The sequence below is a fragment of the Pseudomonas sp. P39-UII1 genome, from assembly GCF_039672635.1.
In the GTDB taxonomy this organism is placed as follows: Bacteria; Pseudomonadota; Gammaproteobacteria; order Pseudomonadales; family Pseudomonadaceae; genus Aquipseudomonas.
Map to the genome: position 1 here is coordinate 158,253 of NZ_JBDFPP010000008.1, position 19,607 is coordinate 177,859.

21 protein-coding genes are annotated in these 19,607 nt (G+C 63.5%); 16 read left to right on the forward strand and 5 right to left on the reverse strand.

The window, feature by feature from the left end:
• Positions 1–4: 4 nt before the first annotated feature.
• The 14 genes from ABEH27_RS13220 to ABEH27_RS13285 all read left to right on the forward strand — a co-directional run bounded on the left by ABEH27_RS13220 (position 5) and on the right by ABEH27_RS13285 (position 10,982).
• Complete coding sequence (locus ABEH27_RS13220; RefSeq protein ID WP_346614014.1) at positions 5–769, forward strand: heme ABC transporter permease; 765 nt, start codon at positions 5–7, stop codon at positions 767–769.
• Positions 769–945, forward strand: coding sequence for a heme exporter protein CcmD (gene ccmD, locus ABEH27_RS13225; RefSeq protein WP_346614015.1), 177 nt, complete (start codon positions 769–771; stop codon positions 943–945). Before ABEH27_RS13220 ends, ccmD begins: the two co-directional genes overlap by 1 nt.
• Entirely contained in the window at positions 942–1,397 is a 456-nt protein-coding gene (ccmE, locus tag ABEH27_RS13230; RefSeq protein ID WP_346614016.1) for a cytochrome c maturation protein CcmE, read from the forward strand. Before ccmD ends, ccmE begins: the two co-directional genes overlap by 4 nt.
• Positions 1,394–3,382 (forward strand): heme lyase CcmF/NrfE family subunit, encoded by a 1,989-nt coding sequence (locus tag ABEH27_RS13235; protein WP_346614017.1) that lies wholly within the window; start codon positions 1,394–1,396, stop codon positions 3,380–3,382. The genes ccmE and ABEH27_RS13235 overlap by 4 nt, the downstream gene beginning before the upstream one ends.
• Positions 3,379–3,915 (forward strand): DsbE family thiol:disulfide interchange protein, encoded by a 537-nt coding sequence (locus tag ABEH27_RS13240; RefSeq protein WP_346614018.1) that lies wholly within the window; start codon positions 3,379–3,381, stop codon positions 3,913–3,915. Before ABEH27_RS13235 ends, ABEH27_RS13240 begins: the two co-directional genes overlap by 4 nt.
• Positions 3,912–4,388 carry a cytochrome c-type biogenesis protein gene (locus ABEH27_RS13245; RefSeq protein WP_346614019.1) on the forward strand — a complete coding sequence of 159 codons (477 nt, stop codon included), beginning with the start codon at positions 3,912–3,914 and terminating at the stop codon, positions 4,386–4,388. The genes ABEH27_RS13240 and ABEH27_RS13245 overlap by 4 nt, the downstream gene beginning before the upstream one ends.
• The gene (gene ccmI, locus ABEH27_RS13250; protein WP_346614020.1) at positions 4,381–5,571 is read left to right on the forward strand and encodes a c-type cytochrome biogenesis protein CcmI; all 1,191 of its coding nucleotides are present in this window, start codon (positions 4,381–4,383) and stop codon (positions 5,569–5,571) included. Before ABEH27_RS13245 ends, ccmI begins: the two co-directional genes overlap by 8 nt.
• A 12-nt stretch (positions 5,572–5,583) precedes the next feature.
• Complete coding sequence (locus ABEH27_RS13255; RefSeq protein ID WP_346614021.1) at positions 5,584–6,006, forward strand: hypothetical protein; 423 nt, start codon at positions 5,584–5,586, stop codon at positions 6,004–6,006.
• A 156-nt stretch (positions 6,007–6,162) separates the two neighbouring features.
• On the forward strand, positions 6,163–7,101 hold the full coding sequence (locus ABEH27_RS13260; RefSeq protein WP_346614022.1) for a 2-hydroxyacid dehydrogenase: 939 nt from the start codon (positions 6,163–6,165) through the stop codon (positions 7,099–7,101).
• 102 nt (positions 7,102–7,203) lie between these two features.
• On the forward strand, positions 7,204–7,611 hold the full coding sequence (locus tag ABEH27_RS13265; RefSeq protein WP_346614023.1) for a GFA family protein: 408 nt from the start codon (positions 7,204–7,206) through the stop codon (positions 7,609–7,611).
• Between the two features lie 73 nt (positions 7,612–7,684).
• Positions 7,685–8,023: an FKBP-type peptidyl-prolyl cis-trans isomerase gene (locus ABEH27_RS13270; RefSeq protein ID WP_346614024.1), complete on the forward strand. Its 339-nt coding sequence runs from the start codon at positions 7,685–7,687 to the stop codon at positions 8,021–8,023.
• Positions 8,024–8,331: 308 nt separating this feature from the next.
• Entirely contained in the window at positions 8,332–8,847 is a 516-nt protein-coding gene (locus ABEH27_RS13275) for a hypothetical protein (RefSeq protein WP_346614025.1), read from the forward strand.
• A 233-nt stretch (positions 8,848–9,080) separates the two neighbouring features.
• Positions 9,081–9,743, forward strand: a complete 663-nt coding sequence (locus ABEH27_RS13280) for a histidine phosphatase family protein (protein WP_346614026.1) — start codon at positions 9,081–9,083, stop codon at positions 9,741–9,743.
• A gap of 45 nt (positions 9,744–9,788) precedes the next feature.
• A complete protein-coding gene (locus ABEH27_RS13285) occupies positions 9,789–10,982 on the forward strand; it encodes a D-amino acid dehydrogenase (RefSeq protein ID WP_346614027.1) in 1,194 nt (397 codons plus the stop codon).
• 64 nt (positions 10,983–11,046) lie between these two features.
• On the opposite strand, the gene ABEH27_RS13290 is transcribed toward ABEH27_RS13285, so the two are convergent.
• From ABEH27_RS13290 to ABEH27_RS13300, 3 genes are all read right to left on the reverse strand, one after another.
• Positions 11,047–11,775, reverse strand: coding sequence for an aspartate/glutamate racemase family protein (locus ABEH27_RS13290; RefSeq protein WP_346614028.1), 729 nt, complete (start codon positions 11,773–11,775; stop codon positions 11,047–11,049).
• Between the two features lie 16 nt (positions 11,776–11,791).
• The gene (locus tag ABEH27_RS13295) at positions 11,792–13,324 is read right to left on the reverse strand and encodes an NCS1 family nucleobase:cation symporter-1 (protein ID WP_346614029.1); all 1,533 of its coding nucleotides are present in this window, start codon (positions 13,322–13,324) and stop codon (positions 11,792–11,794) included.
• A 429-nt stretch (positions 13,325–13,753) separates the two neighbouring features.
• Positions 13,754–14,212, reverse strand: a complete 459-nt coding sequence (locus tag ABEH27_RS13300; RefSeq protein WP_346614030.1) for an Lrp/AsnC family transcriptional regulator — start codon at positions 14,210–14,212, stop codon at positions 13,754–13,756.
• Between the two features lie 132 nt (positions 14,213–14,344).
• On the opposite strand from ABEH27_RS13300, the gene ABEH27_RS13305 reads away from it, so the two are divergent.
• Both ABEH27_RS13305 and ABEH27_RS13310 read left to right on the forward strand, forming a co-directional pair.
• The gene (locus ABEH27_RS13305; protein WP_346614031.1) at positions 14,345–15,241 is read left to right on the forward strand and encodes a DMT family transporter; all 897 of its coding nucleotides are present in this window, start codon (positions 14,345–14,347) and stop codon (positions 15,239–15,241) included.
• Positions 15,242–15,272: 31 nt separating this feature from the next.
• Complete coding sequence (locus ABEH27_RS13310) at positions 15,273–16,199, forward strand: class I SAM-dependent methyltransferase (protein ID WP_346614032.1); 927 nt, start codon at positions 15,273–15,275, stop codon at positions 16,197–16,199.
• A 109-nt stretch (positions 16,200–16,308) separates the two neighbouring features.
• Here the strand turns inward: ABEH27_RS13310 and ABEH27_RS13315 are convergent, their stop codons facing one another.
• Complete coding sequence (locus ABEH27_RS13315; protein ID WP_346614033.1) at positions 16,309–18,333, reverse strand: mechanosensitive ion channel domain-containing protein; 2,025 nt, start codon at positions 18,331–18,333, stop codon at positions 16,309–16,311.
• Positions 18,334–18,540: 207 nt separating this feature from the next.
• Positions 18,541–19,539, reverse strand: coding sequence for a sulfate ABC transporter substrate-binding protein (locus ABEH27_RS13320; protein ID WP_346614034.1), 999 nt, complete (start codon positions 19,537–19,539; stop codon positions 18,541–18,543).
• Between the last annotated feature and the right edge of the window lie 68 nt (positions 19,540–19,607).

The window sequence follows — 19,607 nt, forward strand, 5'->3', positions numbered from 1 at the left end:
CCTGATGAAAATGAGCTGGACGTGGTTCCACAAACTGGGCTCCCCCAAATGGTTCTATGCCATCAGCGGCCGCATGCTGCCGTGGCTGACCGTCTCCGCCATCCTGCTGCTGGCCACCGGGGTGGTCTGGGGCCTTGCGTTTGCCCCTGAGGATTACCAGCAGGGCAACAGTTTCCGCATCATCTATATCCACGTGCCGGCCGCCATGCTGGCGCAGTCCTGCTACGTGCTGCTGGCGGTCGCCGGGGTGGTGGGGCTGGTGTGGAAGATGAAGCTGGCCGATGTTGCCCTGCAGTGCGCTGCGCCCATTGGCGCCTGGATGACCGCCGTGGCGCTGGTCACGGGGGCCATCTGGGGCAAGCCGACCTGGGGCAGCTGGTGGGTGTGGGATGCGCGGCTGACGTCGATGCTGATCCTGTTGTTCCTGTACTTCGGCATCATCGCCCTGGGCCAGGCGATCAGTAACCGTGACAGCGCGGCCAAGGCCTGCGCGGTGCTGGCCATCGTCGGGGTGATCAACATTCCGATCATCAAGTATTCGGTTGAATGGTGGAACACCCTGCACCAGGGCGCCACCTTCACCCTGACCGAAAAGCCCGCCATGCCCGCCGAGATGTGGCTGCCGTTGTTGTGCACGGCGCTGGGCTTCTATTGCTTCTTCGGCGCCGTGCTGCTGCTGCGCATGCGCCTTGAAGTGCTCAAGCGCGAAGCGCGCGCCAGCTGGGTCAGGGAAGAGGTGTTGAACAGCCTGGGTCGGAGGGCCGCGTGATGAGCTTTTCTTCATTCGGCGATTTTCTCGCCATGGGCCACCATGGCCTGTACGTCTGGTCGGCCTACGGCATCTGCCTGGCGGTGCTGGCGCTCAATGTCGCCGCGCCATTGCTGGCCCGCCGTCGCTATCTGCAAGAAGAGGCGCGCCGTTTGCGCCGGGAGAACAACCAGTGAATCCGCAGCGCAAGAAACGCCTGTTCCTGATTCTCGGCCTGTTGGTCGGGGTCGCGGTTGCCGTCGGCTTTGCCTTGAGCGCCCTGCAGCAGAATATCAACCTGTTCTATACCCCGACGCAAATCGCCAATGGCGAAGCGCCGCTGGACACGCGCATTCGCGCCGGTGGCATGGTCGAGAAGGGCTCGCTTGAGCGCTCGGCCGATTCGCTCGATGTGCGCTTCGTGGTCACCGACTTCAACAAGTCGGTGCCGATCACTTACCGCGGTATCCTCCCCGACCTGTTCCGCGAAGGGCAGGGCATCGTCGCGCTGGGCAAGCTGAATGCCGAGGGCGTGGTGGTGGCCGATGAAGTGCTGGCCAAGCACGATGAAAAGTACATGCCGCCGGAAGTCACCAAAGCCCTGAAGGAAAGCGGCCAGGCGGCCACCGGTACGGAGGCCAAGCCATGAACGCAGCGCTGGTAATCCCTGAACTCGGCCAGTTGGCGATGATTCTGGCCATCTGCTTTGCCGTGGTTCAGGCCACGGTGCCGTTGCTCGGCGCATGGCGTGGCGACAGCCTGTGGATGAGCCTGGCACGCCCGGCCGCCTGGGGGCAATTTGCCTTCCTGGCGTTTGCCTTCGCCTGCCTCACCCACGCCTTCATGACCGACAACTTCTCGGTCGCCTATGTGGCCAGCAACTCCAACAGCGCCTTGCCCTGGTACTACAAGTTCAGCGCCGTGTGGGGCGCGCACGAGGGGTCGTTGCTGCTCTGGGCGTTGATCCTGGGTGGCTGGACCTTCGCCGTCTCGGTGTTCTCGCGCCAGTTGCCGCAAGTGATGCTGGCGCGGGTGCTGGCGGTGATGGGCATGATCAGCGTGGGGTTCCTGAGCTTTCTGATCATCACCTCCAACCCCTTTCAGCGCCTGTTGCCGCAAGTGCCGACCGATGGCCGCGACCTCAACCCATTGCTGCAGGACTTCGGCCTGATCGTCCACCCGCCGATGCTGTACATGGGCTACGTGGGTTTTTCCGTCGCCTTCGCCTTCGCCATCGCCGCCTTGCTGGGCGGGCGCCTGGATGCGGCCTGGGCCCGCTGGTCGCGGCCGTGGACCATCGTCGCCTGGGCGTTCCTCGGCGTGGGCATCACCTTGGGCTCCTGGTGGGCCTATTACGAGCTGGGCTGGGGCGGCTGGTGGTTCTGGGACCCGGTGGAAAACGCCTCGTTCATGCCCTGGCTGGTGGGCACGGCGCTGATCCACTCGCTGGCGGTGACGGAAAAGCGCGGCGTGTTCAAGAGCTGGACCGTGCTGCTGGCGATTGCCGCGTTCTCGTTGAGCCTGCTGGGCACCTTCCTGGTGCGCTCCGGCGTGCTGACCTCGGTGCATGCGTTTGCTGCCGACCCGTCGCGCGGCGTGTTCATCCTGATTTTCCTGCTGTTTGTGGTCGGCGGCTCGCTGACCCTGTTCGCCCTGCGCGCCCCGGTGGTGAAAAGCCAGGTCGGCTTTGCCCTGTGGTCCCGCGAAACGCTGCTGCTGGCCAACAACCTGGTGCTGGTGGTGGCGGCTTCGATGATCCTGCTCGGCACCCTCTACCCGTTGGTGCTCGATGCGCTCACCGGCGCCAAGCTGTCGGTGGGGCCGCCGTACTTCAACGCGCTGTTCCTGCCGCTGATGGCGTTGCTGATGATCGTGCTCGGCGTGGGTGTGGTGGTGCGCTGGAAGGACACCCCCGGCAAATGGCTGGCCAGCATGCTGACCCCGGTGCTGATCGGCAGCGCCGTGCTGGCGCCCGTGGCAGGCTTCATCGTCGATGACTTCGACTGGCCGACCCTGACCGCCTTCGCCCTGGCGGCCTGGGTGGTGCTCAGCGGGCTGCGCGACGTGCTCGACAAAACCCGCCACAAGGGCCTGGCCAAGGGCGTGCGTGGCCTTACCCGCAGCTACTGGGGCATGCAGCTGGCGCACCTGGGCCTGGCGGTGTGCGCCTTGGGCGTGGTGCTGTCGAGCAACAACAGTGCCGAGCGTGACCTGCGCCTGGCACCGGGCGAAAGCGTCGAGCTGGGTGGTTACCAGTTCCTGTTCCAGGGGGCCAAGCACTTCGAAGGCCCGAACTTCATCTCCGACAAGGGCACCGTTGTAGTCAGCCGTGACGGCCGTGAAGTGACCACGCTGCACCCTGAAAAGCGCCTGTACACCGTGCAGCAGTCGATGATGACCGAGGCGGGCATCGATGCCGGCTTCACCCGTGACCTGTACGTCGCCCTTGGCGAGCCGCTTGAAAACGGCGCCTGGGCCGTACGTGTGCATATCAAGCCTTATGTCCGCTGGATCTGGCTGGGTGGTCTGCTGACCGGCCTGGGCGGTTTGCTGGCGGCCTTCGACCGGCGCTACCGCGTCAAGGTCAAGACCCGGGTGCGTGATGTCCTGGGCGTGTCTGGAGCAGCTGCATGAAGCGTTGGATCATGGTGGTGCCACTGGCAGTATTCCTGCTGATGGCGGTTTTCCTCTACAAAGGGCTGTTTCTCAAGCCGGATGAGTTGCCGTCGGCAATGATCGGCAAGCCGTTCCCGGCGTTCTCCCTCGCCTCGACTCAAGGCGATCGCAACCTGACCCAGGCCGACCTTCTCGGCCGCCCGGCGCTGGTCAACGTATGGGCCACCTGGTGCCCGTCGTGCAAGGTCGAGCACCCGTACCTGAATCAACTGGCCCAGCAGGGCGTGGTGATCCATGGCATCAACTACAAGGACGACAACGCCGCCGCCGTGAAGTGGCTGGCCGAGTTCCACAACCCGTACCAGCTGGACATCCGCGACGAGCAGGGCGGCCTGGGCCTGGACCTGGGGGTATACGGTGCGCCGGAAACCTTCCTGATCGACGCCAAGGGCATCATCCGCTACAAGCACGTCGGCATCGTCGATGCCACGGTGTGGCGCGAGCAGTTGGCGCCGCTGTACCAGGGCCTGGTGGACGAGGCCAAGCCATGAAGCGCTGGCTTGCTGCTGCCGTGCTCGGCCTGAGTGTGGCTGGCATGGCCAGGGCGGCCATCGATACCTACCAGTTCCGCGACGACGCCGAGCGCGAGCGCTATCAGCAACTGACCAAGGAACTGCGCTGCCCCAAATGCCAGAACCAGGACATCGCCGATTCCAACGCGCCGATAGCCGCCGACCTGCGCCGCGAGATCTTCCGCATGCTTGGGGAAGGCAAGAGCAACCAGCAGATCGTCGACTTCATGGTCGACCGCTATGGCGACTTCGTGCGCTACAAGCCGGCGCTCAGTGGCCGTACCTGGTTGCTCTGGTTCGGCCCGGGCATTCTGCTGGTGGGGGGCTTCGTGGCGCTGGCGGTCATTGTCCGTCGGCGTCGCGTGCCGGCTGCCCAAGGCTCGCATGAGCTGTCCGTCGAAGAACGCGAGCGTCTCGCCAAACTGCTGGATAAAGAACAGAACCATGACTGAATTCTGGCTAAGCGCGGGCCTCTTGCTGCTCGCCGCCCTCGGCTTTCTGCTGATCCCGATCCTGCGTGGCCGGAGCCGCCAGCAGGAAGAAGACCGCACCGCATTGAACGTTGCCCTATATCAGGAGCGTGTCGCCGAATTGGCGGCCCAGCAGGCCGCTGGTGTACTGGACGCAACGCAACTGGCCAACGGCCGCGATGAAGCTGCGCGTGAGCTGCTGGCCGACACCGAGGGTGCCGAGGCGCCTCGCCAGGGCCACCTGGGCAAGGTGCTGCCCCTGTTGGCCGCGGTGCTGGTGCCAGCCATGGCGCTTGGCTTGTACCTGCACTTTGGCGCCGCTGACAAGGTCGAGCTGACGCAGGAGTTCGCCGCAGCGCCTAAGTCGATGGAAGAGATGACCACGCGCCTGGAGCGCGCCGTTCAGGCCCAGCCGGACTCCGCCGAGGGCCTGTACTTCCTTGGCCGCGCCTACATGGCCGAGCAGCGCCCGGCAGATGCCGCCAAGGCCTACGAGCGCGCCGTGGCCCTGGCCGGCCGCCAGCCCGAGTTGCTGGGCCAGTGGGCCCAGGCTCAGTACTTTGCCGCCAACAAGCAATGGAGCCCGCAGGTGCAGGCGCTGACCGACGAGGCGCTCAAGGCCGACCCGAACGAAGTCACCAGCCTTGGCCTGCGTGGCATCGCCGCATTCGAGGGCGAGCGTTATCAGGAGGCCATCGATTACTGGAAGCGCCTGCTGGCGCAACTGCCTGAAGGCGATGCCTCGCGGGCAGCGCTGCAAGGCGGCATCGACCGCGCGGCTGAACGCCTGGGCAGCACCGGTGCCAAGCCTTCGGTAGCGGTGGCTGCGCGCCTGAAAGTGCGGGTTGAACTGGCAGCCGCCCTGAAGGACAAGGTCAAACCCGACGACACCGTGTTCATCTTCGCCCGTGCCAGCAACGGCCCGCCCATGCCGCTGGCGGCCAAGCGAGTGACCGTGGCGCAGTTGCCACTGGAAGTCGAGTTGTCCGACGCCGATGCGATGATGCCGCAGATGAAACTGTCCGACTTTGCCGAAGTCCAACTGGTTGGACGCGTATCGCGCGCGGGCCAGCCCACCCATGGCGAGTGGATCGGCCAGGGCGCACCGCTGGCCAACACTACCCAGGCCCTTCAGCACCTGACCATCGACAGCCCCGACCTGTAAGAGAACACTGCCATGCGAAACGCCGTCCGCCTGACCCTGATTACCCTGGCCTTGGGTTTGTCCGCGTGTACGGTGCGTGAGCCGTACGAGCAGCCGGCACCGCCGATCGAGACGGTGCCGCCGCAAAAGGGGCCGGTGGTCAAGCCGTTGCCGGGCAGCCAGCCTTCCACCCAGCCGAGCAAGCCTGCGGCGATCCCCAAACCGATGCCGCGCACGTCCGCAAGCTTTGCCCCGCCACCGGGTGGGGCCAGCCACTGGGACCCTAAGCTGGGTGTGTATGTGCTGGAGAAAAAGCCCAACACCTTCTACCGGCAGCGCACCTATTACCGCTATGAAAACAGTGGCTGGAGCTGGTCGCTGAGCCCGGATGGCCCGTGGCAGGAAACCGACAGCAGTGGCGTGCCGGGCGGGCTTGGGCGGGCGTTCGCGCAGTAAACGTGTGGGCTTGTAAGTGCTCGTCGATGTTTTTGTGTGGCCCTTGAGATCGAGCGCCGCGCGGGCGGCGCTGGATCTCAAGGGCCACACAAAAACATCGGCAAGCGCTCACAGACTCCCCATAATGCCCCTTCGAATTCGAGCCGGAGGGTGAGCATGAGGAAAACAGTCCTGGTACTGGTGGAGACCGTCGACGATTACCTGCCCCTGCTGGAGCAGGCCGGCTACCGCCTGATCCGCGCCCCGTCCCCGCAACTGCGCGCCGACGCCATCCAGCGCCACGCCGCCGAAATCGATGCCGTGCTCACTCGCGGCCCATTGGGCCTGACCGCTGCCGAAATCGAAGCCTTGCCCAAGCTGCAGATCATCTGCGTGATCGGCGCCGGTTACGAACAAGTAGACCTGGCCGCCGCCGCTGCCCGCGGCATCACCGTTACCAACGGCGCCGGCGCCAATGCCGCGGCTGTGGCTGATCACACCCTGGCCATGCTGCTGGCGCTGCTGCGCGACATCCCGCGTGCCGATGCCAGCACACGGCGGGGCGAGTGGAACCGGGTGATCAGCCCCTCTGTGAGCGGCAAGCGCCTCGGCATTCTCGGCCTGGGCGCAGTGGGCCTGGCCATTGCCAAACGTGCCAATCTCGGCTTCGACATGACCGTCAGTTACCACAGCCGAACACCACGCCAGGACGTGCCTTACACCTGGTGCGAGAGCCCTGTGCAGCTGGCTGGCGCCGTCGACATCCTGGTTGTGGCCACCCCTGGCGGTGCCAATACGCGTCATCTGGTCGATGCGCAGGTGCTGCAAGCGTTGGGTACCCAGGGCTACCTGGTGAATATCGCCCGCGCCAGCGTGGTGGACACCCAGGCGCTGGTCGAGGCAGTGGAGCGTGGCCAGATCGCCGGCGCGGCGCTGGACGTGTTCGATGACGAACCGGCCGTTCCCGATGCCCTCAAGGCCCTCGACAACACCGTGCTCACGCCCCATGTCGCCGGCCAGTCGCCGGAGGCTGCGCGTGACACGGTCGCCCTGGTGCTGCGCAACCTGCAGGCCTTTTTTGCCGGCGAGCCGGTGCTCACCCCAGTCAAATCGTAACCCTCGCTTTTGACCCAGGCCGGCGCTGGCCCGCTGGGGCTGTGAGCCATTGTGCGGGGGCGATCTATACTTGCCCTCCCAGCCAATGCGAGGAGCCCCACCATGACCTTGGAAAAGCACGGCAGTTGCCTCTGCGGCGACACTCGGATGCACGTCACTGTCGACAACACCCGCATCAGTGCCTGCCATTGCAGCATGTGCCGCAAATGGACCGGTGGGCCGTTGCTGGTCGTCCATTGCAGCCAGGCGCCGCAGGTCGAGGGGCGCACGCCCAGCGTCTATGACTCCTCCGACTGGGCCCAGCGCGGCTTCTGCGGGCGCTGCGGTACTCATCTTTATTACCGGCTCAAGGCCAATGACGCCTATGCGGTGCCGGTGGGCCTGCTCGACGGCGATGAAGCCTGGGATTTCGACTTGCAGATCTTCGTCGAACAGAAACCCGCCTGGTACTGCTTCGCCAACCAGACCACCGAGCTGACCGGCGAGCAGGCGTTCGAGCAGCTGGGTTGAGCGGCGCCTGCTTGCCAAAAACGTGGATTCCTGAGAAAAGGGCGGCCTTGAATTTCACCGTTGGAGGATGCCCATGAGCAGCGAACTGCAGATCACCGACCTCGTCGAAGGCGAGGGTAAAGCCGCCGTCAAAGGTGCCCTCATCACCACGCAGTACACCGGCTGGCTGGCCGATGGCAGCGAGTTCGATTCCTCCTGGTCGCGCGGCAAACCTTTCCAGTGCGTGATCGGCACCGGCCGCGTGATCAAGGGCTGGGACCAGGGCCTGATGGGGATGCGCGTGGGTGGCAAGCGCAAACTGCAGGTGCCAGCGCACCTGGGCTATGGCGAGCGCAGCGTGGGGGCGATACCGCCGAATTCGGACCTGACGTTCGAGATCCAGCTGCTGGAAGTGCTGACGCGGGATGATTGAGTAGTCCACTTCCTGCGCAAGGTCGAAAAGTACTACATGCCCTGTTGACCCGCGTCTGATTGAGAGGTGAATCCGGTATGGCTACCCTTGCAAACAGGTTAAGTGAAGGGGTAAATCCATGAAATCGTATTTTTCCTCGCGCGCAGTGCGTGAGGCAAACGCTTTGCTGGTCGCGTCGGGGGCACGAATGGAAATTGAGCTGCCGCGAGAATTGACAGGCATTGTCAGCAGCACGAGAAAAACACGCTCGGAGTTGAAGGCTGCGTTCGAGGCCGCCTACTCTCGGATACAAAAGGGGTAACAGCCTGATGGCCGACGGTTGTTACAACCACATTTATTCGGTCCTTGTAGAGAATGAGCAGGACACATTGGGGGTCATTGCGTATTCGTTGTATAAACGGCAGAAGATCGAATACATCAAAACATTCAAGGTCAAGTACGGCAGGGAGCCAAAGGACGACGACCTGACGCCGTTCCACGATGTGAGCAATAGTGAAACCCAACTTGAAAGCTACCGTAACCAGGCCAGCCAGCTAGCTCAGGGCTTTCTCGATGCATCTATCTCTACACAGGCGATGGAGCTCCAACAGTACTATTCCGACAAGGCCAGCAGTGAGATCAGGAATGCCAAACCGGGCTTTTGGCTTGGGGTGGCACAGAGCCTCGTGGGTTCTGTTCTGTTCGTGTTCATGCTCGGCTTCCTTGTGTTTTTCACCTGGAGCCTGAATCAAGGCCCGAAACAGGTGATCGAGCAGGTTTTCGACGTGACCATCATCAATACCGTTTCCACGCAAGACTCCGCCCAGCTACCCTCGCTGCAATGAAAACGAGGTCCGGATATTCACCTTTCCAGAAATAATTCAGCAACACCCATGCCTTAGTTTAAGCGTTGCCCACGGAACGGCATTCACGCTCAAGGAGGAACCAAACGGGTTGAGGGCACTCTGACCCCTACTCGTTGCCAGGGATGGCATTCACTACAGGGACGCCTGGGCGCTTCAGCCATGGGCAATGTGGCGGGTCAACCCGATACTCATCGCCACAAGAGCCTGCTTACATGAAGTTGCCAACTTTCCTTCGACGTCGACGCCACCTGCTGCTGAGCCTGGCCCTCGTCGCTGCGGCCGTGCCACTGGCACTGGAGGTGGTCGAAAGCCGCGCTGAACCGGTGGACGGTACCCAGACGCTGGTGTTTCTGCGCCATGCCGAAAAGCCCGGTGAAGGGTTGGGGCAGTTGAACTGCCAAGGGTTGAATCGAGCGCTGGACCTGGCCACGCTGCTGCCTGAGCGTTTCGGCAAGGCCGATTACGTGTTTGCTGCCAACCCCACGCGGCATGTCGAAGAAGGCAGTACCGACCAGAGTTACAGCTACATCCGCCCGTTGATGACCATCACCCCCAGCGCCATCCGTCTGGGCTTGCCGGTGAACATCGATTACGGCGCCAACGACACGGATGATCTTGCAGACGAACTGCTTAGCGAAAAATACCGCAACGCCACCGTCTACACGGCCTGGTCCCATGGCTACCTGCCCGAACTCATCAATACCGTGGCCGGCAAGGCGCTGGGCGATGAGCGGGTGATCACCGAGGACTGGAACGGCGATGACTTCGACACCCTGTATGTGCTGACCCTGACCTGGCACGACGGCAAGGCCAGCCTGCTGAGCCGTAACGTGCGCCAGGGCTTGAATGGCGGCGAGCATAGCTGCCCGACCTGATCCACTGTTACTGTCTAGGTACGGAAGCCGAAACAGGGGCAATGCATGAAGCAGCACGTGACGGTCATTGGTGGTGGGGTGATTGGCCTGGCAACCGCTTATGCGCTGGTGCGCGAGGGGATGTCGGTAGACCTGGTCGAGGCGCGCGACAGCCTGGCGTCTGCCACCAGTTTCGCCAATGGCGGGCAGCTGTCATACCGCTATGTCGCGCCCTTGGCCGATGCCGGTGTGCCGTGGCAGGCATTGGGCTGGATGCTGCAGGGGGATTCACCGCTGCGTTTGCGCTTGCGCATGGACCCGGCGCAGTGGCGCTGGTTGATGGGGTTCATGCTCGCCTGCCGCAGCAGCGTCAACCGTCGCAACGGCGCACAGTTGCTCGCGCTGGCACTGCAAAGCCAGGCCACGTTAGCCCGCTGGCGCGAGGACGATGGCATCACCGATTTTGCCTGGCGACGTAACGGCAAATTGGTCGCCTTCCGCAGTGCACGGGCGTTCGCCCATGGGCGTGAGCGTTTGCTTGACCCGCAGGGCCAACGGGTGCTCGATGCCAACGAACTCAGGAGCCTGGAGCCCGCCTTGGCCGAGGTGCCGTTCGTGGGGGGCGTATTGACGCCCGATGAGGAAGTCGCCGACTGTCACCGCTTCTGTGAACGCCTGGCCGCGCACCTGCAGGCATCTGGGCAGTGTCGGTTCTTGCTAGGCAAGCCAGTGACTCAGCTGCACAAGCACCAGGACCAGATCGTCGCGCTGCAGCTGGGAGGTGAGCGGATCGATGTGCAGCGCCTGGTAGTGTGCGCAGGTCATCGCAGTGCCGGCCTGGCGCTGCCGGGCCTGAAACTGCCGGTTTATCCTTTGAAGGGCTACAGCCTGTCTGCGCCGATCGGCGCGGAGCATCGGGCGCCTGAGGTCAGCATTACCGATTACGAGCGCAAAATCGTCTATGCGCGCCTGGATCGGCAACTGCGGGTGGCGGCGATGGTCGATATCGTCGGTTTCGACGAGTCGGTGGATGCGCGCCGGCTTGAAAGCATGCGCCGGTTGGCGCGCGATACGTTGCCGGACGCGGCGGATTATGGGCAGGCGGTGGAGTGGGCGGGGATGCGGCCGGCCACGCCTACCGGGGTGCCGATTATCGGCGCTACGGCCTACCGAAACCTTTGGCTGAACGTGGGGCATGGCGCATTGGGGTTTACCTTGGCCTGTGGCAGTGCGCAGCGGTTGGCCAGGATGATGGGTTGACTGCACCGGCCTCATCGCCGGCAAGCCGGCTCCTACAGGGTAGGGCGATGAGGCCGATCTTGACCTAGCGCCCGAACTGCATCGGCCAGCCCACCACCTTCTTCGCCCGCGGCGTGGCATAGGTCCGCACTTTCGACGTGCTCAACCCCATTCGCACCAGCGACTCGGCAATGGTCACCGCTGCACTTACACCATCTACCACCGGCACCCCGGTGCGCTGGCGGATCTGCTCATCCAACCCGGCCATGCCGCCACAACCCAGGCAGATCACTTCTGCCTTGTCATCGCGCACCGCGCGTTCGGCCTGTTCGACGATGGCCTGCACGGCACGCTGCGGGTCGGCCTCGAGCTCCAGCACGGCCAGGCCGCTGGCGCGTACCGAGGCACATCGTTCATACAAGCCCGACAGTTTCAGGCGGTCCTCGATCAGCGGCACGGTTCGGTCGAGCGTGGTCACTACCGAGTAGGCGTGGCCCAGGTACATCGCGGTGCTGGCTGCGGCGTCGGTGATGTCCACCACCGGCACGTTCAGCAGCTCCTGCAGGCCTTCGCGGCCATGTTCGCCGTAACCGGCCTGGATGACCGCATCGTACGGGCCTTCGTAGGCGAGTACACGGTCCATCACGGCGATGGCGGCCAGGTAGCTCTCGAAGTTGCCTTCCACCGATTCGGCGCCGAACCAGGGGGTCAGGCCGACGATTTCGGTGCCGGGCGAGGCCACGCTGCGCGCCTGTTCGGCGATGGCTTCGGTAATGGCTTCGGTGGTGTTCACGTTGGCGATCAGAATACGCATGGGTACTGCTCCTTGATCAGTGGCTGCTGTGGTCGACGGCGATGCACTCGCCGCTGACATCAGCGTATTGACGGTTGCGCGGGGCGATCAGCAGGTACACCGCCGCAGCGATGCCAGCGCCGATCAGCCAGGAAAACGGCGCGATGGCATGGAAGTTGGGCACCAGTGCCAGGACGATGGCCAACAGCGCTGCAGGCACGAAGGCGGCGACAGCGCGCAGGTTGATGCCTTTGCTGTAGTGATAGGCTCCGGCCGGGTGTTCGCTGTACAGCTCCGGCACGTTGATGCAGCCTTTTCGCAGCAGCCAGTAGTCGGCCATGATCACCCCGTACAGCGGGCCGAGCAGGGCACCCAGGCCGGACAGGAAGTACACGATCACCACCGGGCTGTTATAGAGGTTCCAAGGCAGGATCAGCACCGCCAGGGTGGCGCTGATCAGGCCGGCGCGGCGGAAGTTCAGGTGGCGCGGCGCCAGGTTGCTGAGCACGAACGCCGGGGCGACGAAGTTGGCCATGATGTTCACCGCCACGGTGACGATCAGGAACGCCAGGCAACCCAGGACCAGGAATGCGGTGCTGGGGATGCTGGCAACGATCTGCGTCGGGCTGTCGATGATCTGGCCGTTGATCTTGAACTGCGCGCCGCACAGCACCACGGTGATCATGGCGAACACCAGAATGTTCACTGGCAGGCCCCAGAAGTTACCGACCCGGATGGTCTTGCGGCAGGGCGAGGAGCGGGCGAAGTCGCAGAAGTTGAGCACCAGGGTGCCGTAGATCGCCAGCCACAGCGCGCCACCGGCGAAGATATTGCGCCACATCTCGTAACCGGTCAGCGGTTCGGCCACCGACCAGGCAATGCGCGCATCGGCCTTGAAGTACATGAACAGCGCCAGGCTGGCCACGGTCAGCAGGATCACCGGGCCGGCGAAGGCCTCGTAACGGCGCACCATCTCCATGCCGTAGGCGAGGATCACCAGTTGCACCAGCCAGATGGCCACGAAGCACACCCAGCCCAGGCTCGAAAGCCCCAGGATACTGTTGTGGTCATAGCTGGCCAGTTGCGGCCACACAGCCGTGAGCAGCACCCGCAGCACCACCGAGGCCAGGTAGGTCTGGATACCGAACCAGGCGATGGCGATGACGGCGCGGATCAGCGCCGGGATCTGCGCGCCATGGATACCAAAGGCAATGCGGCTGATGACCGGGAACGGCACCCCGGTCTTCTGCCCCATGTAGCCGGACAAGTTCATGAAGAAGTACACCAGCGCTGCGCCGATCGCCAATGACATCAATATCTGCCAGCCACCCAGACCCAGGGCGAACAAGCCCATGGCGAAGGAGTAGTTGGCGATGTTGTGAACGTCATTGGTCCACAACGCGAAGATGCTGTAGCGCCCCCAGCGCCGGCCCTCCAGGCGGGTCGGTGCGAGGTCGCGGTTGTGCAGGCGGGGGCTCAGTTCAAGTGGGGGCGCATGGCCGGCGAGGGTGGATGAGGGGGTGCTGCTTGCGACGGATTGTTCAGGCGCGAGTTCGAGGCTGGTACGCATTCCGGCAGGCTCCTGATGCACGTGGACTGCGATGAGCGGGCATGCGCACGGGCTCGCCATCTCGTCGGTGCAGCGTTGGCATCACTGGGTTCTGGGCGCGGCGGCCGGGGTTGGGCCGGCGTCGCGGGTTCTTGTGTATTTATGTTTTGTTTAACGTGTATACAAAACACGAACACACAAAAGCGAGTTCCATGCCAGGCATAAACCAGTGCTCAGCTAGCCACTATTTTGAATCTATAGAGCTGAAACATAAGTGAATGAAATAAATGAAGTATAAGTTGACCAAATGAACAGGTTTAAATTTTCAGTGGATGAATTAGTTGATCATTTGGTCAAAATTAGTTGCGAAAGTGGTGTAACGTATTGGGGCATTGCTAGCACTTGTGCACACAAAAATGGCACCTAAGGTGACATTCGTGTGTACAAAAATTAGTCAGGTTTTCCTGGCCCTTCGTTCATAGGTGGCAGGCGCCGCTTGACCGGGCTTTTCTTGATGATCGCCGTGTTGGTTTCGGCCAGTACATTGATGCGGTCAAGCAGGGTGTCGAGCTGCTCCATCGAACGCACATGCAGGCGGGCGATGAAGCAGTCCTCGCCCGTTACCTTGTCGCACTCGGTGAATTCCGGGATGGCGACGATTTGCCGTTCCACCTCCTGCAATTGCCCAGGCAGCGGGCGGATGCGCACGATGGCCTGCAGTTGGTAGCCGAAACTGCGGGGGTCGACATCCACGGTGTAACCGCGCAGCACACCGCGCTCCTCCAGGCGGCGCAGGCGCTCGCTGACGCTGGGGGCCGACAGCCCGCTAATCTGCGCCAGCGCTTTGAGCGAGCGGCGGGAGTCTTCCATCAAGGCATTGATCAGCAATTGGTCGATCGTATCGGTCATTTTCGCCTCGTCAGGTAGAACCAGTGGTCTGCCTTGATAGTAAAGGCTAGTTCGGCAAATGGCCTTGGTTATCCGCTGGAGACTGCTGCGCGCCCCTTTCATACTGTGGCCATCGTCAATGGGAGGTGTGGGATGGACAGTTCATTGCGCCGCGGCTCGCTGGAAATGGTGGCTGCCATGTTGATTTCTGGAACTATCGGCTGGTTCGTGCTGGTGTCCGGGCAGCCGGTGCTGGAGGTGGTGTTCTGGCGCTGCGTGTTCGGTACTGGCACGTTGCTGGTGATCTGCGCCGCCTTCGGCTTCCTCAAGCCGGGCATGATCAGCCGTACTGCCTTTCTGCTGGCCATCGTCAGCGGTGTAGCCATCGTCGGCAACTGGGTGTTGCTGTTCGCCTCTTATTCGCGGGCATCGATTGCCATCGGTACGGCGGTGTACAACGTTCAACCGTTCATGCTGGTGGGGCTGGCGGCGATCTTTCTGGGCGAGAAGATCACGGCGTCCAAGGTCACCTGGTTGAGCGTGGCCTTCCTCGGCATGTTGGCGATTGTCAGCGCCCATGGTGCGGGGCAGGGCAGCGGTGAGGACTACCTGCTGGGCATCGGCCTGGCCCTGGGCGCGGCGCTCTTGTATGCCATCGCCGCACTCATCATCAAGCGCCTGAAAGGCACACCCCCGCACCTGATTGCCTTGGTCCAGGTAGCCACCGGCGTGCTGTTGCTGGCGCCTTGGGTCAAGCTTGGCGGGCTGCCTGGCGAGCCGTCAGCACTGGCCAGCTTGTTGACTCTGGGCATGGTCCACACCGGGTTGATGTACGTGCTGCTGTACAGCGCCATTCAGCGGCTGCCCACAGCGCTGACCGGTGCGCTGTCGTTCATCTACCCGATCGCTGCGATTCTGGTCGACTGGGTGGCGTTCGGCCACCGACTGGTGCCATTGCAGTGGCTCGGCGTTGCCCTGATCCTGCTGGCAGCGGCGGGGATGCAGCAGGGTTGGTGGTTCCGCTCGGCGCAGCTTGCAGCCAAAGGGTAGAATGCTCCCTTTTATCTGCTTGCGACCCGCCATGACTTCGCCGATTCAGACCCTCGAACAGCACCTGCTCACCGCCCTCGACCCCGCCCCGCAGGAAACCCGCCGCCTGTTCCATGGGCGCGGTCGCTGCTGGCCGGGGCTGGAGCAGGTCACCGTCGACTGGCTGCAAGGCGTGTTGTCGGTGGCGCTGTTTCGCGAACCGCCGCAAGGTCAGTTGGCGGAGCTGGAGGCCATGCTGCGTAACCTGGCCGAGCGCCCGCTATGGGGTGGCCAAGCCATCCTCATTCAGCACCGCTACCTGCCGGACAGCCCGGGCCAGTGGCTGTGGGGCGAGCCGTGCCAGCAGCGCGAGGTGATCGAAGATGGCCTGACCTACCTGCTCGACCTCGGCGTGCGGCAGAACAACGGCCTGTTCCTGGACATGCGCTATGGCCGGCGCTGGGTGCGCGAGCAGGCAGTGGGCAAGCGGGTGCTCAACCTGTTTGCCTATACCTGTGGTTTTTCGGTGGCGGCCATCGCGGGCGGCGCCGAACAGGTGGTCAACCTGGACATGGCCAAGTCGGCACTGTCGCGTGGCCGCGACAACCATCGGCTCAATGGCCACGACGCCTCGCGGGTGGCGTACCTGGGCCATGAGCTGTTCAAGTCGTGGGGCAAGGTGCGCAAGTATGGGCCGTATGACCTGATCATCATCGACCCACCGACCTTCCAGAAGGGCAGTTTCGTGCTGACCCAGGATTACGCGAAGATCTTGCGGCGGTTGCCGGAATTGTTGAGCGAGGGGGGGACGGTGCTGGCGTGTGTTAATGATCCGGGGATTGGGCCGGAGTTTCTGATCGAGGGGATGGCGGAGCAGGCGCCAACGTTGGCCTTCATCGAGCGATTGAAAAACCCGCCGGAGTTTCCTGATGCGGACCCGGCGGGGGGCTTGAAGGCTTTGGTATTCCGCCAGGGTTGATGCTGTTCCCACTGGCCCCATCGCCGGCAAGCCGGCTCCCACATTGACTGCCGCGCTGCATAACCCTGTGGGAGCCGGCTTGCCGGCGATAGGGCCGGACCTGCCTGCATCAAGCTGTAACCCCACGCACGGGCAGCGGATACACCTGAGCAAAAAACACATTTTCGGTCTGGTCCACACGCTTTTTCAGCCGCTCGTTGAACGCCCGGCTCACCGCATACTGCCCGCCGGAAATGGTGCGGAACTGCGCCGTCAGCACAAACCCGTTCAAGTCCATGCGATCCACCCCGAACACCTGCAGTGGCCCCTGCAGGTTGATGCGCAGCATGGGGTCGTCGCTGATCGACTGCCCCACCTCATGAATCAACGCCAGCGATTCATCCACATCGCTGTCATAGGTGAACTGCACCGAGAAGAACGCATAGGCGAATTGCCGTGACTGGTTGGTGACCGCCTTGATCTGCCCGAACGGTACCGAGTGCACGAAGCCCTTGCCATCACGCAGGCGCAAAGTGCGGATGGTCAGGCTCTCGACGGTGCCGGCGTGGCCGGAGTCGAGCACTACCCAGTCGCCGATCGAGATGGTGTCCTCGATCAGGATGAACAGCCCGGTGATCACATCCTGCACCAGTTGCTGCGAGCCAAAACCGATGGCCAGGCCGATCACCCCGGCACCGGCCAGCAGGGGCGCGACGTTGATGCCCAGGTTGGCCATGGTGGTAATGGTGCAGATGACCACCAGGATGACTTTGATGGCGTTGCGCAGCATGGGCAGGATGGTCCGCACCCGGGTACTGGGCTGGCGCGCGGCGCGCCGCCCGGCGGGAGGTTTGAGGGCCTCCTGGATGGCGGTGTCGAGCACCACCCACAGCAGCCAGGTGACCAGCAGGATCAGGCCGATGCTCGACAGCGAGTTGCTGATGGCCTGCCCCAGGCTGTTGCTCAACGCGAAGCCGATCACCGAGACGCCCCAGATGCGCCCCAGCAGCTCGATGAAGGCCACCGCCATGGCAATGCGCAGCAGTGCGTGGGCGAGGCTGCGCAGCAGCTCCTTGTAGGGCCGCACCCGTTGCCCGGGGTCGGCTTCGCGCGGTGCCAGCAGGTGTTGCAGCAAGGTGCTGAGAAACACCGTGCTGACCAGCAATACTGTAGTCAGCAGTGCGTTCTGCAGGGCCTTCTGGCTTTCTTCGCCGGCACCGATCAGGTGGATGGCCGAGACCAGGATCATCAGCAGGATCGGCAAGTACCACACCACCGAAAAGATCCGCAGGGTTTCCTGGACGGCGCGGTGTTGCACGCGGTCCTTGAAGGCGCGGTTACGGATCAGGTGCGCCACCGGGCGGCGCAGGCGGATCACCAGGCTGGCAAAGATGATCGTGGCGGCAAGGCCGGTGAACACTGCGACGCTGGCAGTGATGTTGCCGCCCAGCTGGCGGGCGATCTGCGGGCTGGTCAAGGCATCGCTCCAGGCCGCCAGGAAGCCGATGAGAAACAGCGGTCGCGGCGCCAGGCGCTTGATCACGGCCACGGCGGGGCGCTTGTGGCCGGCATCGAACACGGTGACCAGGCACAGGATGATCGAGGTGGAGAACAGGCCGCTGCTGGTGGCGTAGGCCAGGCTCAGCCCCAGTGCGCGAGCGATCGATGGGTCGAGAAAGCGGCTGACGTAAAGCGTCAATGGCAGGCTGGCCAGCGCGGGCAAGGTATACGGCAGCAGGTAGCCGAGCAGGCTGCTGGCGCGTTGCCGCTGGCGCAGCCAGGGTGTGGCGGTGGCGCGCTTGCTGCACCAGCGGCCGAGACTGGTCAGCACGGCGAAGCTCGCGGCCCAGGTCAGCGTCAGCAGGATGAAGTTGCCAGCCAGTTGCAGCGAATCACTGGCCGAGTGGCGATCGACCAGGCGTTCCATTTCCTTGGCGGCGCGGTCGGTGCGCAGGCGCCAGGCGTCGACCAGATGGGCGTCGAGGTCCAGCTCCTGGGCCGCGCTGTCCAGGCCGTCGGCCAGGGCGCCGAGCAAGCCACCTTGCAGGACCGGTTCCGGTTCGGCGGGTTGTTCGTCGGCGGGGGCGGGGTCTGCGGCGAGCAGGTGGGTGCTCAGCAGGCAGCCGAGCAACAGGGTGGAGAGGTAGCGCAGCACTGGAGTACTCCTTGGGCCGGGATGAGCGGTGCAGGGTTACTCAAGGAACTGAGGGGTGAGGGGGGTAAAAAGTTCGATGCGGTGTGTTGTCGGCGCGGGCCCCATCGCCGGCAAGCCGGCTCCCACTGGGCCCGAGCAACGCCCGGGCCTGTGGTCATCCAGTGGGAGCCGGCTTGCCGGCGATAGGGCCGGTACTGCCTGGATCGATTACTGGCCGGTATAGATCTGGTCGAACACGCCACCGTCATTGAAGTGGGTTTTCTGTACGGTGCGCCAGTCACCAAAGGTCTTCTCAACCGACAGGAAGTCGACTTTCGGGAAGCGGTCGGTGTACTTGGCCAGCACGGTTGCATCGCGCGGGCGCAGGTAGTTCTGCGCGGCGATTTCCTGGGCTGCCGGCGACCACAGGTACTTCAGGTATTCCTCGGCCACGGCCTGGGTGCCCTTTTTGGCCACGACCTTGTCGACCACGCTCACCGGCGGCTCGGCTTCGGCCGATACGCTTGGGTAGATCACTTCGAACTGGTCGCGGCCGAACTCGCGGGCGATCATCTCGGCTTCGTTCTCGAACGTTACCAGCACGTCGCCGATCTGGTTGGTCATGAAGGTGGTGGTGGCGGCGCGGCCACCGGTATCCAGCACCGGTGCCTGCTTGAACAGCTTGCCGACGAAATCACGGGCCTTGGCCTCGTCACCGCCTTGCTTGAGCACATAGCCCCATGCCGAGAGGTAGGTATAGCGGCCGTTACCCGAGGTTTTCGGGTTGGGCACGATCACTTGCACGCCCTCCTTGAGCAAGTCCGGCCAGTCCTTCAGCGCCTTGGGGTTGCCCTTGCGCACGATGAACACGGTGGCCGAGGTGAACGGCGCGCTGTTGTTCGGCAGGCGCGTCACCCAGTTGTCCGGCACCAGCTTGCCGTTGTCGGCCAAGGCGTTGATGTCGGTGGCCATGTTCATGGTGATGACATCGGCCGGCAGGCCATCGATCACCGCACGCGCTTGCTTGCTCGAACCGCCGAAGGACATCTGCACGTTGACCTTCTCGTTGTGTTCGGTTTCCCAGTGCTTCTGGAACGCCGAGTTGTAGTCCTTGTAGAAGTCGCGCATCACATCGTAGGAAACGTTGAGCAGGGTCGGGGCGGCTTGGGCGAGGTTGCCCAGGGCGAGGCCTGCGGCGAGCAGCGAGGCGCTGAAGAGTTTTTTCACGATGCTTCCTTGTTCTTGAACAGTTATGGGCAGAGTGCCAGCGACTATAGCGGGTGCCCTGCAGCTGT